Source organism: Flavobacterium sp. Root420, from assembly GCF_001427905.1.
In the GTDB taxonomy this organism is placed as follows: Bacteria; Bacteroidota; Bacteroidia; order Flavobacteriales; family Flavobacteriaceae; genus Flavobacterium.
The window spans coordinates 62815-76766 of sequence record NZ_LMEF01000003.1 but is presented as its reverse complement, the minus strand read 5'-3'; the positions used below and the strand labels follow the sequence as shown (position 1 = coordinate 76766).

The following is a 13952-nucleotide window of genomic DNA, read 5'->3' as shown; positions in this document are numbered from 1 at the left end:
CAAAAACGGATATCCGTTAAGGGTTAATTTCAATTAATTAATTAATTTATTGTATGACTGGGGTTTCTTTGTCAGTCCCAGTATGCTTCTTTACTTATAAATCGAGGTCCGGTTAAGAGATCTTATCGTGGTATTTAAACCGGTAAATCTGTACAGAATCACTGCATGGATTTCACTCCACTTTTCTGGATAACCATACCTTCATCTTCCCCACCCCTCTGTTTGACCACGTATAGTAAGGTATAAAAACCGGCTTGTCCGTTCCTTTCAACCCCACTATATTGCCTTTAAGAATGTTAACCTGGTTAGATAAAATATTTTTGTTCTCAACAAAAAATTCATCATTGTCATGAATGGTCATTTCAGCTAATTGCCCGGTATTGTCAATCTGTTCTGTACAATAAACAATAGGGCCATATTCAAGAGCGACGAGGTCTTTGTCTGATTGTACTTTTTCATTGGTAATAACTCGTCTGACATGCATAGGAACTGACAGTTCAATTTTATCTCCCTTACTCCATTGTCTTTTTATTTCAAGATAACCGTTATTCATTGTCAGATTTTCGTTCTTACCGTTAATCTTCAGATTCATGATTCCGGTATTTTCTCCTATGTATTGATAAAGGGTACCGGGAACAGGTTTATTCACTGCCCAGCCGGGAATGCGAACCTTTAAAGTAAAAGCTGCGGTTTTCTCCGGATTAACATCAATAGTAACCTGCCCGTTCCATGGATATCCTGTTTGCTGTTTTACTTCAACCTTTTTATCCCCTACCGTTAACTTTGCCTGATTAGACATAAAAAGATTGACATATAAATCATTTTCATGAGTAGCATACACGAGCCCTGGTATTGAAGGTAAGAACCGGATTAGATTGGTTGGGCAACAAGAACACTCAAACCACGACTGGCGTGTACACGAACCATGGTTAAAAGTATATTGGCCATCCGACTCCAATGGATTTGGATAGAAAAATTTATCCCCAGTCAAAGAAATACCGGCAAGCAATCCGTTATACAATGTTCTTTCAATAATGTCGTAATATTTTGATTCACCAGTCAGAAGAAATAATCTATGGTTCCAATATACACTACCAATAGCAGCACAAGTTTCGTTATATGCTGTGAGATTGGGTAGTTCATAATTATCTCCGAAAGCTTCTCCTTCATGTCTCGAGCCGATGCCTCCTGTAATATACATTTTCTTGTTGACCATATTTTCCCATAGCTTATTTGTCGCATTCAGATAAGCCGGATCTTTATAAATGGCAGCAATGTCAGTCATCCCGGCATACAGGTATACGGCTCGTACTGCATGTCCAACTACTTCTTCCTGTTTAACAACAGGCAAGTGATCCTGGTTGGAGCTTCCATACAATTGATGCGTCATTGGATCTCCTCTCCAGTCCAGATAAAGTTTTGCCAGTTCAAGATACTTTTGATTTTTAGTAATAAGATAGAGTTTGATTAATCCCGTTTCAACAATCTGATGCCCCGGCGGAATTTGAAGCTTACCAGGTCCGAAGGTAGCCACCAGCAAGTCAGCATTTTTAATGGCGATATCTAAAAAATTTCTTTTGCCCGTGGCGATGTAATGTGCCGCTGCAGCCTCAAAAAGATGTCCGCTATTGTATAACTCATGGCTCGCACTTTCTCCAGCCCATCGTTTCCCAGCCGGTTTATACCAATCTGCGGGAGAAGTTGTCGGGTCTATGGTCATCCATGTAGTAATATATCCATCTTTCTCCTGTCCGATTTTAATAATGCCGATAACGGAATCAAGGTAGGCAAGAAGACCAGGATTAGGATTATTGATAAGCGAATACGAAGCTCCTTCTATAATCTTATATAAGTCCGAATCATCCCAGGGCATTTTTCCGCGAACCGTGCCTTTTTTTATTCCGCCCGCGATAAGAAAACTTTCCATTCGCCCTTCCTTTGAACATTTATCAAAAGCATAAGGAATGGTAGTATTTTGAATGACCTTAATTTTGGGTAGCCAGAAACTATCGGTCAATACTACATTTTGAATGTTTACTGCTTTGACAGGGTAATCGTTATACTTTGTTTGTGCTTTTGTACAAGCAACAATAAATAGTGATACCAAGAGAAAAATAAAATTTTTCATTGATTTATATTTGGTTGAAAATTTATTTAGTAACTTTTTTTTGCCATTTATACGGTTAAGAAATCCTATCCTGCTATTTAACCGGCATAAATTTGTACAGTGCCACTCCATGCATCGGAACCTTCAGCGAAAGAGCCTCGTTGTCTGTATGGATTGTTATAATATCTTTCTGACGCCAAAGATCACGCACCTTTTGTTTGCCTGAAATACCAAGCTTTTTCAACTCCTTGTAGGAGATATCCACTTTCTCCAGACCAAAATTGCAAAAGCCTGCTACACGACTGCCATCTTCTAATTCTTTTACATAAATACGTAAATCTCCGATAGTCTGAACACAGGTAGCTTGTTTACCAAGAGCATCCTGATTAACAGCAATCACTTCGTCATTTGTCAATAAATTGAGGGTAAATTCATCCAGCTTTTCCAGATCGCAACCCAGTAGCAACGGAGTGGAGAAAAGACTCCAAAGGCTGACATGAAGATATTGCTCATCTGGTCTAAGCCTGGTCGGATGAAGGTTACCCCATCCAACGGTTCCTACAACCAGCATGTCTGCATCGTTCCAGTTACCGGGTTTAGCGAAGGCTGCAGACTGATCCTGCGCTAATGCAATACCTTTAACATTGGACCAGGTGTCCAGGATATCATTTGTTGTACGCCAGCTGTTTCCTCCTACTGAATCACCCCATTTCCAAACATCAGACATTCCGTATTGACATAGGCTGAAAACAATGTCGCGCGGTTGCTGACGGATATACTCTCCCATTAATTTGTATGGTTTAACTGCGGTAGACAATTGATAACCTCCATTGTACGATATGGAGATTACTTTATTCGGGTCGTTATCAGGTAGTCCATTTAGCGCCCCTCCGTAGCTACACCAATCGTATTTCAGATAATCAAAACCCCATTTGGCATAGGTTTCGGCATCTTGCTTTTCATGGCCATAACTACCCGCACAGCCACCACAGGTCCATGGACCAGGACTGGAATAGATGCCGATCTTCAAACCGAGACCATGCACATAATCTGTCAGGGCTTTCATATCGCCAAACTTTTTATTAGGAACGATAGTACCAGCCTCGTCCCGCAGCTTACCTTGCAGGGAAGGATCTGTCGAATCGCGGTTATTTTGCCAGTAGTCGTCAATATTTACATAATTCCATCCGTGATTGATAAGTCCGGTTTTCACTATTGCTTCCGCAGCGCGTTTAATTTTTTCACCGGAAACTTCATGGGCAAAACAATTCCAGCTATTCCATCCCATTTGCGGTGTAAGTGCAATTTTATCACCACAGCTAATACGTAAACTTTTTTCGGCTATACCTTTTGCATTCTTTGCCTTTAATTGAATAACGTAAGTGCCGGCTTTTGAAAGCTTACCCGTAATAAGTCCTGTTTTTTGATCCAGCTCCAGTCCCTGAGGCAATCCGGTAACCTGAAAGGTCATCGGTCTGTCGCCGGTGGCCGGTATTCTGAACTGAAACGGCGAGCCTGGGCGGACACCGAAAACGCTTGCGCTATTAATCTTCGGTTTTGCCGATGGCTTAGGGGTAAGAATGTAGGGTTCACTTGGGACAGGATAATAAGTAGCAAAAGTTGATACGCCTGCCGTCTCAAATTTAGCATCAGCCCAGTTGGCATGATCGCTGCCACCGTCTCCTGCGTCTGTTACCCGCAGCTCAAGTTGTTTCACACCCGAAAGATTAACACTACATAGCCGGGCAGCATCACCTTCATGCATTACACCGCTCGCCCAAAGCTTCTCCCCATCACCGAATACTATAAACTCTACGGCGGGCTGACGTCCTTTCACTTCATCATCAATGCCAACCTCTGCGGTAAACGAATTTGCCTTACCATCGAGTTGGATAAAAAGAGAACTTTCTGCGTGTGTGCCGAAGCCACGCTCAAAGGTTTTGCCTGCAATGGTCATGATGTTGTCATCAACCGTCCTGTTTTTTTTAGGTACGCCCCAGCCTTGTGAAGCTACGCTTAGATCAAGTTCATCTAACCAAACCGTTTGTGCGGAAAGAGTACCGCTAACGATCAGCAGTAAAACAATTTTATAAAAATGTTTAAGTTTCATTTTTTGTTTCTTTTTAGAATCCATAAATTTTAGATCCGGTGTTTCATTGAGAATTCTTTATAAGTAAATCTGTGACTCCTGAAAGTCACAGATTTTTTAAATTCACTCCTTGTTTAATGATACCATACAGATACCCTGCAAGACTGATTTTTATTTAGTTATAGTATCTTACTTTTTAATTATATCCTGCTTTAACAGCATCTAACATAGCCTGATCCTTTACCTCATTCTTAGCTCTGTCTAAAGCAAAACCTATCTCCCACCAAAATGGCACCATACCATTGGCTCTAGCCGTTTTGGTCACAAAAGTTGTCCAGGCATCTACAGATTTGTTGTGCATCTCTGTATCTAGAGGAATCTGTGCGTCGCCATGCGCGGCAGAACGCCTCCAGGTTCCATATTCACCCAGCATCACAGGGATACCTGCATCAGTAAACTTTTTAATCTTTCCGATTTCTGCACGGAGCTCATCCTCTTCTCCATCAGGCGCGTTGCGCAATGGCTCAAGAATAGAATGGTTCCCGGCTCCCCAGTAGTAACTCGCTTTGGTATCCGCATTATATACTCCATCTTTTGGCAAATTAAAATGCCAAGGTCCATAAAAATGTACCTCAAGCATCAAACGATTAGGTACCGGGTCATGAGGAAGCGTAGTTGGAGTCATCAGCTGAGAAGTTTTAATAATGTCCGTTGAAGGCCCCTGCACAACCAACACTCTATAACTATTTTTTCCACCCGTAGAACGAACTGTCTTGATGAAAGTTTCGTGATAACTATTAAGTATAGCCATCTGCCCGGCATTGTCAACCGAAGGTTCATTTGTGCCGGCAAAAATAAGGTGCTCATCAAAATCACGCATTTCTGTCGCAATCTGCTGCCATATCGCCTTTAGCTTGGCATTAATCACCTCTTGGTTTGCCGCATTAACATTTTTTTCCAGCCAGCCATCATCCCCGTGAGCATTCAGCATCACATACATATCATTATCCACACACCATTGAACCACTTCGTGCACACGTTTAAGCCATACAGGGTCAATTTTCATTTTTGCAGGATCACTTAAATGGCTCCAGACCCATCCAGTAGGAAGTCGTACAGCATTGAAACCTAATCCTTTTACAAATTTTACATACTCCAGGGTAATTTTACTATTCCACTCCCCTTCGACCGGAGATTCCATGGTATTGCCAAAATTTATTCCCATATGCATTTTTGCAGACAATTGCATCGCCGTACTGCTCATTCCTGTTTCGTCGGGAGCTTTAGGGGTTAAATTATAGGTTGGATATAAACTGCCTTTTTGTGTAATCGTAATTCTTCGTGCCTGACCATTTTCCGCTTCTATAGTTAACACAACAGAGCGGATAAATCCGGTTTCATTACTTAAAACTGTAAATTTTGTTGCAGTAGCTCCACTGCCGCCGCTTGTTTTGGTTAATTGCAACCAGGATGCTGCCGAATTGCTAACACTCCATGAACTGTTTGCTTCAATGGTTATATCTTCTGATGTACCTCCCTCCGATTCAAAAGAAACTGTTTTTGCTGAAACCGTTAATTGTGGCGCTTCATCTCCATCTTTTGAACAAGATGCTGAAAATACGGTAATGATCAGTAGCAGTACAATTTTATAAAAATGTTTATGTTTCATTTTTTGTTGTTTTTTTAGAAATCAATAAATTTTAAATCAATTGTTTCATTAAGAATTCTTTATAAGTAAATCTGTGACTCCTAAAAGTCACAGATTTTTTAAATTCAGTCCTTGTTTAATGCTACCATACGATATCCTGCAAAACTGATTTTTATTTAGTTATAATCTTACTTTTACTTACCTCCTGCAATAATGGCATCTAACATAGCCTGGTCTTTTACCTTATTATTAGCTCTGTCTAACATAAAACCGATCTCCCACCAAAATGGCACAATACCATTCGCTTTAGCCTGTTTCGTTACATAATAGGACCAATAATCCACAGACTTGTTGTGCTTCTCCATATCCAGAGGAACAGGCTTGTTCAGATCGGGAGTTCTTCTCCAGGTTGCATACTCACCCAGTATTACCGGGATACCTTTATCAACAAACTTTTGTTTCATCTTTTGGAATTCAGAATTTATCACATCCTCTTCTCCAAAGGTGGCGTTACGGTCCGGCTCAATAGTAGAATGATTCCCGGCTCCCCAGTAATAAATCATCTTACCCCAGCTTACATCTGCATCCGTTACTATCGTAAATAAAGAAGGCGTGTAGTTATGTACCTCAACCATCAATTTGTTAGGAATGTTGTCTGTTGGCATCGTATTCATCAGATCAAAAGTTAGAGCAGCATCAGTTCTGGGACCCTGCACAACCAATACCCTGTAACTGTTTTTACCTCCGGTAGCGCGAACTGCCTTGATGAATGTTTCGTAGTAACCATTAAGTATGGCCATTTGTTCGGCATTTTCAGCCGGAGGTTCATTTGCACCGGCAAAAATAAGGTGCTCATCAAAATCACGCATGGTTGTGGCAATCTGTTCCCAAATCGCCTTTTGCATTGCATTAATGGACTCTTGCTTTGCCTTAGTGATGTTATTATCAAGCCAGCCATTATCCGCATGAGCATTGAGTACCACATACATATCATTTTCCACACACCATCCCACTACTTCTTTCACGCGATTAAGCCACGCTGGGTCAATTTTTGCTTTTGCCGGATCGCTTAAATGTGTCCAAACCCAGCCACATGGAATCCTTACAGAATTGAAGCCTGATTCTTTTATAAATTTCACATACGATAAGGTAATTTTACTATTGACCCACTCAGCTTCGGTTGGTGCTTCCATGGTATTACCAAAATTTATTCCCAGATGCATTTTTGCAGATAATTGCATAGCTGTACTGGTCATTCCTGTTCCATCAGGAGCTTTTGGCGATAAATTATAGGTTGGATATAAACTGCCTTTTTGCATAATCGTAATTCTTCGCGCCTGACCATTAGCTGCTTCAATAGTTAGTACCACGGAGCGGGCAAATCCGGTTTCATTACTTAAAACTGTAAATTTTGTTGCAGTAGCTCCACTACCACCACTAGCGTTGGTTAATTGCAGCCAGGATGCTGCCGAATTGCTAACACTCCATGAACTGTTTGCTTCAATGGTTATATCTTCTGATGTACCTCCAGCTGATTCAAAAGAAACCGTTTTTGCTGAAACCGTTAATTGCGGAGCTTCGTCATCATTTTTTGAACAGGAGACCGAAAATACGGTAATGATCAGCAGCAGTACAATTTTATAAAAATGTTTATGTTTCATTTTTTATTTTTTATTTTTTTAGAATTAATAAACTTTTATTAAGACCTGTAGAAAAGTTAAACTTTTCTGCAGGTCTTTTTTTATACCATTAATCATTATTAAATTAAAAGATTTTGATTATTTGATTTTCACAACCCTAATATTGTCAATAGCACCATAAAAACCTGTTGCTGTTTTTGAAGTAGTGAAATTTTTAAGGGTAATATTATATTTACCCGCACCAGTTGGCCCAAGTAATTTAACTAAACTAGGAACCGGATCACCATCACCTAAATTGATGTTTTTTGTTCTAAATTCAGATAAAGGAATAGTTACGGTTTGCCAGCCCGCTGTTTTATAGGCGACAGTTTTATTAGAACCAGGAATTTTCCATGGCTCATAACGTGCTACATAACTTTCATCTGCAAATGCTGTTTTAAAATAAAGGGTACCACCATTCCATGGGCGAGCCACACTTATTTCAAACTGAATAGCCCAGTTTTCAACAGGATCTGAAAGATTTGCCACAGGCATCCATTTATTACCCGTATTAGAATTTCCTAATGGGGCGTACTTACTGGCACCGGCATCTAAAGCAGGAGAATCAAAATACACATATTGACTGCTATTTGTTCCCATCAAACCATTAAAATCGCCTACATTACTAGCTAATGTAATATCTCCCCACCAATCATAACCAAAATAATCACCCCACTCAAAATTGGCTAAAAGACCTAACCAAAGTTCTTTTTGAGTATTTATACTATAGGCAGTAGTAGCCGTTCCATAAGAATTAACAATGGTCACTGGTCCACTAGGAAAGTCCATATTGGGAGCCAAAAACTTAACCGATGTGCCATCAGCAGCTTCTTTAAAATTAGTAATAGCAACACCACCAAATTTAAAGTTTGAAATACCATTCAAATTTTTACCATATATGTGGATTGAATCGCCCTGTGTAGGATTTGCATTCGAAACAGCAAAAATTTCGGGAACAATTAAAACATTAAATTTATAAATACCAGATGCAGCAACAATTTCTCCGGCCCAAGGCATTGGTGCATCAATTTTTGGAAGCACAAATCCTACAGAACTACCATCGTCTGCTTTTGCAAGTGGCGAAATTTCCTTACCTGCTATAGTTAATTTTTCAATCAAAAATAAATTGGTACCATACACATAAACCGAATCACCTACCATAGTAGCAGCATTCATCGAATTACCTGTGATGGTAGCCGGCGGCGCATTTACATTAAATCTAAAAGTAGTTGTTCCGGTATTGGTAACATATTGTATAGTATTAACAACATTAGGATCAAGATTATTAAAAGGCAATGATGAAGGAATCTGCAGAACAGCTGTTTCATCTGAAAACAATGCAGCATCGAAATCAGCAGGACTGCCATTAAAACTTATCTGCGTGGCTTCTTTTAGATTTTTTCCATGAATTACAATCCATTGTCCAGGAACAATACTTGTCAGTAATGTATCATTAGGAGCAGGTGCATAATTCCTTACTGCTGTAATAACTGGAGCACCATTTGAATCATCATCATTATTACAAGAGGTTAAAATTGTAACAATCAGAATCATGCTTAAAAAAAATAAATGGGCAGCACGGTTAATTAATAATTTTTTCATATCTATATTTTTTTTATCACTATTCATAATAAGGTACTGATGGTTCGTTCAATTTAGGATTAGCAATCACTTCTACTGCAGGTAACTGCAAAGTAAAAGTCGCGAAGTTAGCAGGAGAAATAGGTCCAAGAGGATCAGTAGGCTTAGCTACTTCAGTAGCACTATCGTATTCAAATCGGACTCTTTGCTGATTACTAAGAAGACCAACTGCTTTTTGAGGATTGTAATAAGAAAGTCTTACCAGATCAAACCAATATTGTCCTTCACAGGCAAATTCAAGCCTTCTCTCATTCATGATAACATCTGTATTAAGCACTGTTACCGGCTCAACACCTGCTCTTGTTCTTACTTTATTAAAATACAATAAGGCATTAACATCGCTTGTAGTTGCATTATTACCAAGGATAGCCTCAGCATATACTAAATAAACATCTGCTAATCTTAATAATGAATTATGCTGTATAGACCCTAAAAATGTCATTGCAGGAGAATTGTTATCTGCCTCATTTCCAATAATATGTTTCTTCATACCTGGAGTCGTGGCGGTGTAACCACCACCAGCAGCGTTCAATTCGGGATAATGGTCTCCATTTAGCATAAAAGTCGCTTTACGTCTTATAGAATCCTGCGTTGGATAAGCCAAATACAGATCATAACTAGGTGACGGAGCTCCCCACGCTCCATCTTTTTGAGGATTAATATCTTTACTCGGTGAGTATGTCAGTAATTGATTACCTTCCATCCAGCCACTTGTAACAGACCATTGTAGTGCAAATAATGATTCCGGATTATCATTGAATTGTGTTTTAAAAAGATCCGGATAACTTGGAAGTAAATCTAAACCACTGTTTTCGATTACATCTTTTGCATATAGTTTTGCCTTGTTTAAATAGTCCTGATTACGCGTACCTCCCAGCTGTCCTAATCCGGACATTGTTAAATACACCTTACTTAACATTCCTTTTGCTGACCAGCTGGTAACTCTTCCTTTACTATCAGTTGCAGGAAGATTCTCGACAGCAAATGTTAAATCTTCAGTAATAAATCGGTATACATCTGCTGTTCTGTTTTTATTTATCAAAGGTGATTTTATCAACTTCGTATTATCTTCAATTATAGGTATTTCTCCCCATAACATTACAAGATGATAGTATGCCATGGCACGTATAAATCTTGCTTCAGCTAGTCCGGCATTTTTATCTGCGGCAGAAACTGTTGCCGGCGTATTTTCACTGATACCCTTAATTGTACCATTACAGTGTGCCACTATAGTATATAGTCCTGTCCAACCGTCTGTTAAACGTTGGTTAGATCCTGAAAGCGTAAAAGTATTAAGCTGTACCAGATCTGCACCTTGCCACGGTATTACAAGATTTCCGCTTAATATATCTCCTAGTGGAATGTATGCAAGATTATTCCATTGTGCCCATACTCTGCTATAAAGTGACGCCGTAGCTAACCTGATTTCTTGTTTTGTCTGATAAAAATTTTCAGTGCTTATCTCCGACTGAGCAGGGCGATCCAGAAAATCATCCTGGCAACCAGTCAAAACCAGTAATCCCAAAAGGGTTGAAACTGTTATTTTATAAATTGACTTCATATCTATCTGTCTATTAAGTTTAATTTTTATTTAGTTAATCCAATATTAACTCCCAAAGTAAATGTTCTTGCTTGTGGATAAAAGCCATAATCGATTCCTGCCTCTAACGGATTCCATGAACCCACTTCCGGATCCATTCCTTTATAATTTGTAATAACAAAAGGATTACTGACATTAACATATACACGTAGAGAACTAATGTGTATTTTTTTCATCCAGTCACTTGGCATCGTATAACCCATAGTCATGTTTTTACATCTTAGGAAAGATCCGTTCTCCACGTACTTGTCAGAGAAACGATGATTTCTGTTACTATCGTTATTTTTAAGCCCTACAATCGTAGTGTTTGGATTGGTAACATATATGTTATTGACATCTGAGGCCGAACCATTTGGATCAATTAAAGCCAACTCTGCGTGATCATTTAATGATTTTAGGAAACCAAATTGTGTCGAAGGATTTTCTCCGTTAATTCTTAATCCATTTATTACTTCATTACCCAAAGTAGCACTAAAGAAAATATTCAGATCAAAACCTTTATAGGTAAAGGTATTACCAAGGCCAAATTGATAATCCGGAATAGGAGAGCCTAAATAGGTTCTGTCCTTTTCTGTAATTACACCATCACCATTTAAGTCTTTAAACTTCATGTCTCCGTACCATACCCCTCCCGGGTTAGGCGTAATTGGTAAAACTGCCCCATTTGTATCTGTAGGCAAAGCATGTGTTTCAAAATCCTTTGCAGTTGCAAATACACCATCTATCTTATAACCATAAAAGTCACCAATAGATCCACCAACTCTGGTTTCAGCAACTACCTCATTACCCGCATATTTTCCAAGTAGTGAAGCTCCGTCTGTATTTAATTTTAATACCTTATTTTGATTATGTGATAATGTGAAATCAGTAGTCCAGTTAAATTCATCTCCGTTTCCAATTATATTTCTTGAACTCAAATGAAGATCTATACCTCTGTTTCTAACGACCCCAACATTTACATATGGAGGATTAATTATTCCTGACCCACCAATTGTTCCGGAATACAATGGTAAGGGAAGTTGTAGCAATAGTCCATCTGTCAGACGATTATAAACATCAACTGATAGATTAAGTCTCCAGCCAAAAAGTGATGCATCGATTCCGGCATTACTATATTCTGTTTTTTCCCATGAAACTTCACGGTTTCCTAAATTATTGATAATTTGTGCATTACCCGCCAAAGCAGTTGAAGTTGTTCTCAATGTAGTTATATAAGCATTGTCCCTAACATTTTGATTATTAGTCGAACCATAACCTACTCTAAGCTTTAATTCATTGATATTTTTTGAGCCTTTTAAAAATTTCTCATTATTTAACTTCCAGGCAAATGCTCCTGAATAAGTGGTTACCCAGCGATTTTCTGGTGCAAATTTTGAAGAACCATCTGCACGCGCATTTACAGTAAACAAATATTTGTCATCATAAATAAAATTAACACGTCCGAAAAAAGATTCCTGTGCATTCTCTCCGCGAGTCCCATCGTTGGTTGCTGTTGCCGGATCTCCGCTGCCTATGTTAGTAACACTATTTGAAATGAAATTTTTTCTTGCTGCAGAAACATTTTCAAACTGAAACAACTGTGCCTCATGTCCTCCAAGTATGTTAACATTATATTTGCTTTTAAACACTTTAGCATAAGTCAAGAAACTTCTAAAAGTGGTAAAATAATCCTGGCTATAAGAATAAAAGGCATCATTTACTAATCTCTCTGCTAACCCAAATTTGTAAGTCGGGTTGAATCTGTCTTCTGTTCTAAATGAAAAATTCCCTGAAACTTCATTTCTAAATGATAAATCCTTTGTAAATGCTATATCAGCATAAAAATTACCAAACATCTGATTTCTTTTGGGAGTATTGACATTCGTAAGTGCAAGAGCGTACGGATTTACACGTTTGTTAATCCATCCTTCACTGCTTTCTTCTCCAGCAAAACTACCATCAGGATTTCTTACAGGAATATCTGGTGTTTGACTTAATGCTTCTGCAATAACATTTGAACCTGTCGAATTTACATTCTCATCAATATGAGTTAACTGTATACTAGTTCCTATTTTTAACCAGTCAGTAGTTTTGTTGTCTAAATTTAATCGTACCGAAGCCCTTGTAAACTCAGATCCCAGTGCTATACCTTCCTGATTAAATAAAGATCCTGACAATAAATACTGCGTTTTATCATTACCACCGCTTAAAGTTAGGTTGTGGCTTACTACGGGAGCTTTTCTGAATAATTCATCCTGCCAGTTCGTACCCGCACCTAAATACTGTGGATTAGCAAATTCCGCTCTTTCATCAAAACCCCAAACAGCAGCCCTGTCGTTAATAAACTTGGCATATTCTCTTAAATTCATAGTGGGATATTGCTTAATCAGCTCCTGATATCCGGTTGAAAATTCGTAAGTGATTTTTGGAGCTCCTTCTCGACCTCTTTTAGTAGTAATAACAATTACACCGTTAGTTGCCTGCGAACCATAAATTGCTGTTGCTGATGCATCTTTTAATACATCTATAGATTGAATGTCCGAAGGGTTGATTGTAGATAATGGGTTTGTACCATTAGCTCCACCATAACTTTGACCAATTATAACGCCATCAATTACATATAAGGGAGAGCTGCCACCAAAAGAAGACAAACCTCGTATTTGTATATTAACTCCTCCTCCCGGTTGACCGGAAGTTTGCTGCACAACTACCCCGGCAACTTTACCCTGCAAAGCCTGGTCAATTGTTGTGGGACGTGTTTTCATAAGGTCTTCTCCTGATATCGAAGATATTGCTCCGGTTAGATCTTTCCTTTTTGCCTTTCCATACCCAATTACGACCACCTCATCAAGAGCTTTTCGGTCTTCTTTAAGGCTAATCTTCAATTGGCTGCCTGTAACTTTTACCTCACGGCTTACATAGCCCAGATAACTTATAACAAGTGTTTCTCCGATTCTGGTATTAATTGAAAATGAACCGTCCAAATCGGTAGATACGCCGGTTTTAACTCCTTTAAGATTTACATTGACACCATAAATGGGTTTGCCCTCTGCCTCATCTACTACAGTACCTGTAATTTTTACATTAGAATTTTGAGCTGATGCCATGCCAAAAGAACAAAGCAGAACCAGTACTGCATATTTTTTAAAGAGTTTCTTTGCTTTTACAAAGCGTTGAATTACATGTTTTTCATTCATAATTAAGTGGTT

At 38.8% G+C, this 13952-nt stretch carries 7 protein-coding genes; all 7 read right to left on the bottom strand.

The features are described 5' to 3' along the window. Positions 1-172: 172 nt before the first annotated feature. The 7 genes from ASC72_RS04720 to ASC72_RS04690 all read right to left on the bottom strand — a co-directional run bounded on the left by ASC72_RS04720 (position 173) and on the right by ASC72_RS04690 (position 13940). A complete protein-coding gene (locus ASC72_RS04720) occupies positions 173-2128 on the bottom strand; it encodes a glycoside hydrolase family 127 protein (RefSeq protein WP_056187579.1) in 1956 nt (651 codons plus the stop codon). Between the two features lie 73 nt (positions 2129-2201). Beyond that, positions 2202-4241 carry an NPCBM/NEW2 domain-containing protein gene (locus ASC72_RS04715; RefSeq protein ID WP_241775624.1) on the bottom strand — a complete coding sequence of 680 codons (2040 nt, stop codon included), beginning with the start codon at positions 4239-4241 and terminating at the stop codon, positions 2202-2204. Positions 4242-4392: 151 nt separating this feature from the next. After that, positions 4393-5865: a cellulase family glycosylhydrolase gene (locus ASC72_RS04710; RefSeq protein ID WP_056187575.1), complete on the bottom strand. Its 1473-nt coding sequence runs from the start codon at positions 5863-5865 to the stop codon at positions 4393-4395. Between the two features lie 173 nt (positions 5866-6038). Then, positions 6039-7505, bottom strand: coding sequence for a cellulase family glycosylhydrolase (locus ASC72_RS04705; protein ID WP_056187571.1), 1467 nt, complete (start codon positions 7503-7505; stop codon positions 6039-6041). Between the two features lie 117 nt (positions 7506-7622). Beyond that, positions 7623-9125 carry a glycan-binding surface protein gene (locus tag ASC72_RS04700; RefSeq protein ID WP_131725777.1) on the bottom strand — a complete coding sequence of 501 codons (1503 nt, stop codon included), beginning with the start codon at positions 9123-9125 and terminating at the stop codon, positions 7623-7625. 19 nt (positions 9126-9144) lie between these two features. Then, positions 9145-10725 carry a RagB/SusD family nutrient uptake outer membrane protein gene (locus ASC72_RS04695; RefSeq protein WP_056187565.1) on the bottom strand — a complete coding sequence of 527 codons (1581 nt, stop codon included), beginning with the start codon at positions 10723-10725 and terminating at the stop codon, positions 9145-9147. 26 nt (positions 10726-10751) lie between these two features. Continuing rightward, complete coding sequence (locus ASC72_RS04690) at positions 10752-13940, bottom strand: TonB-dependent receptor (RefSeq protein WP_056187562.1); 3189 nt, start codon at positions 13938-13940, stop codon at positions 10752-10754. Positions 13941-13952: the final 12 nt, after the last annotated feature.

What these genes read in the sequence shown, in the direction of transcription:
- ASC72_RS04710 (WP_056187575.1), bottom strand. Translation starts at nt 5,865, where the DNA reads ATGAAACATAAACATTTTTATAAAATTGTACTGCTACTGATCATTACC.
- ASC72_RS04695 (WP_056187565.1), bottom strand. Translation starts at nt 10,725, where the DNA reads ATGAAGTCAATTTATAAAATAACAGTTTCAACCCTTTTGGGATTACTG.
- ASC72_RS04715 (WP_241775624.1), bottom strand. Translation starts at nt 4,241, where the DNA reads ATGGATTCTAAAAAGAAACAAAAAATGAAACTTAAACATTTTTATAAA.
- ASC72_RS04720 (WP_056187579.1), bottom strand. Translation starts at nt 2,128, where the DNA reads ATGAAAAATTTTATTTTTCTCTTGGTATCACTATTTATTGTTGCTTGT.
- ASC72_RS04700 (WP_131725777.1), bottom strand. Translation starts at nt 9,125, where the DNA reads ATGAAAAAATTATTAATTAACCGTGCTGCCCATTTATTTTTTTTAAGC.
- ASC72_RS04705 (WP_056187571.1), bottom strand. Translation starts at nt 7,505, where the DNA reads ATGAAACATAAACATTTTTATAAAATTGTACTGCTGCTGATCATTACC.
- ASC72_RS04690 (WP_056187562.1), bottom strand. Translation starts at nt 13,940, where the DNA reads ATGAATGAAAAACATGTAATTCAACGCTTTGTAAAAGCAAAGAAACTC.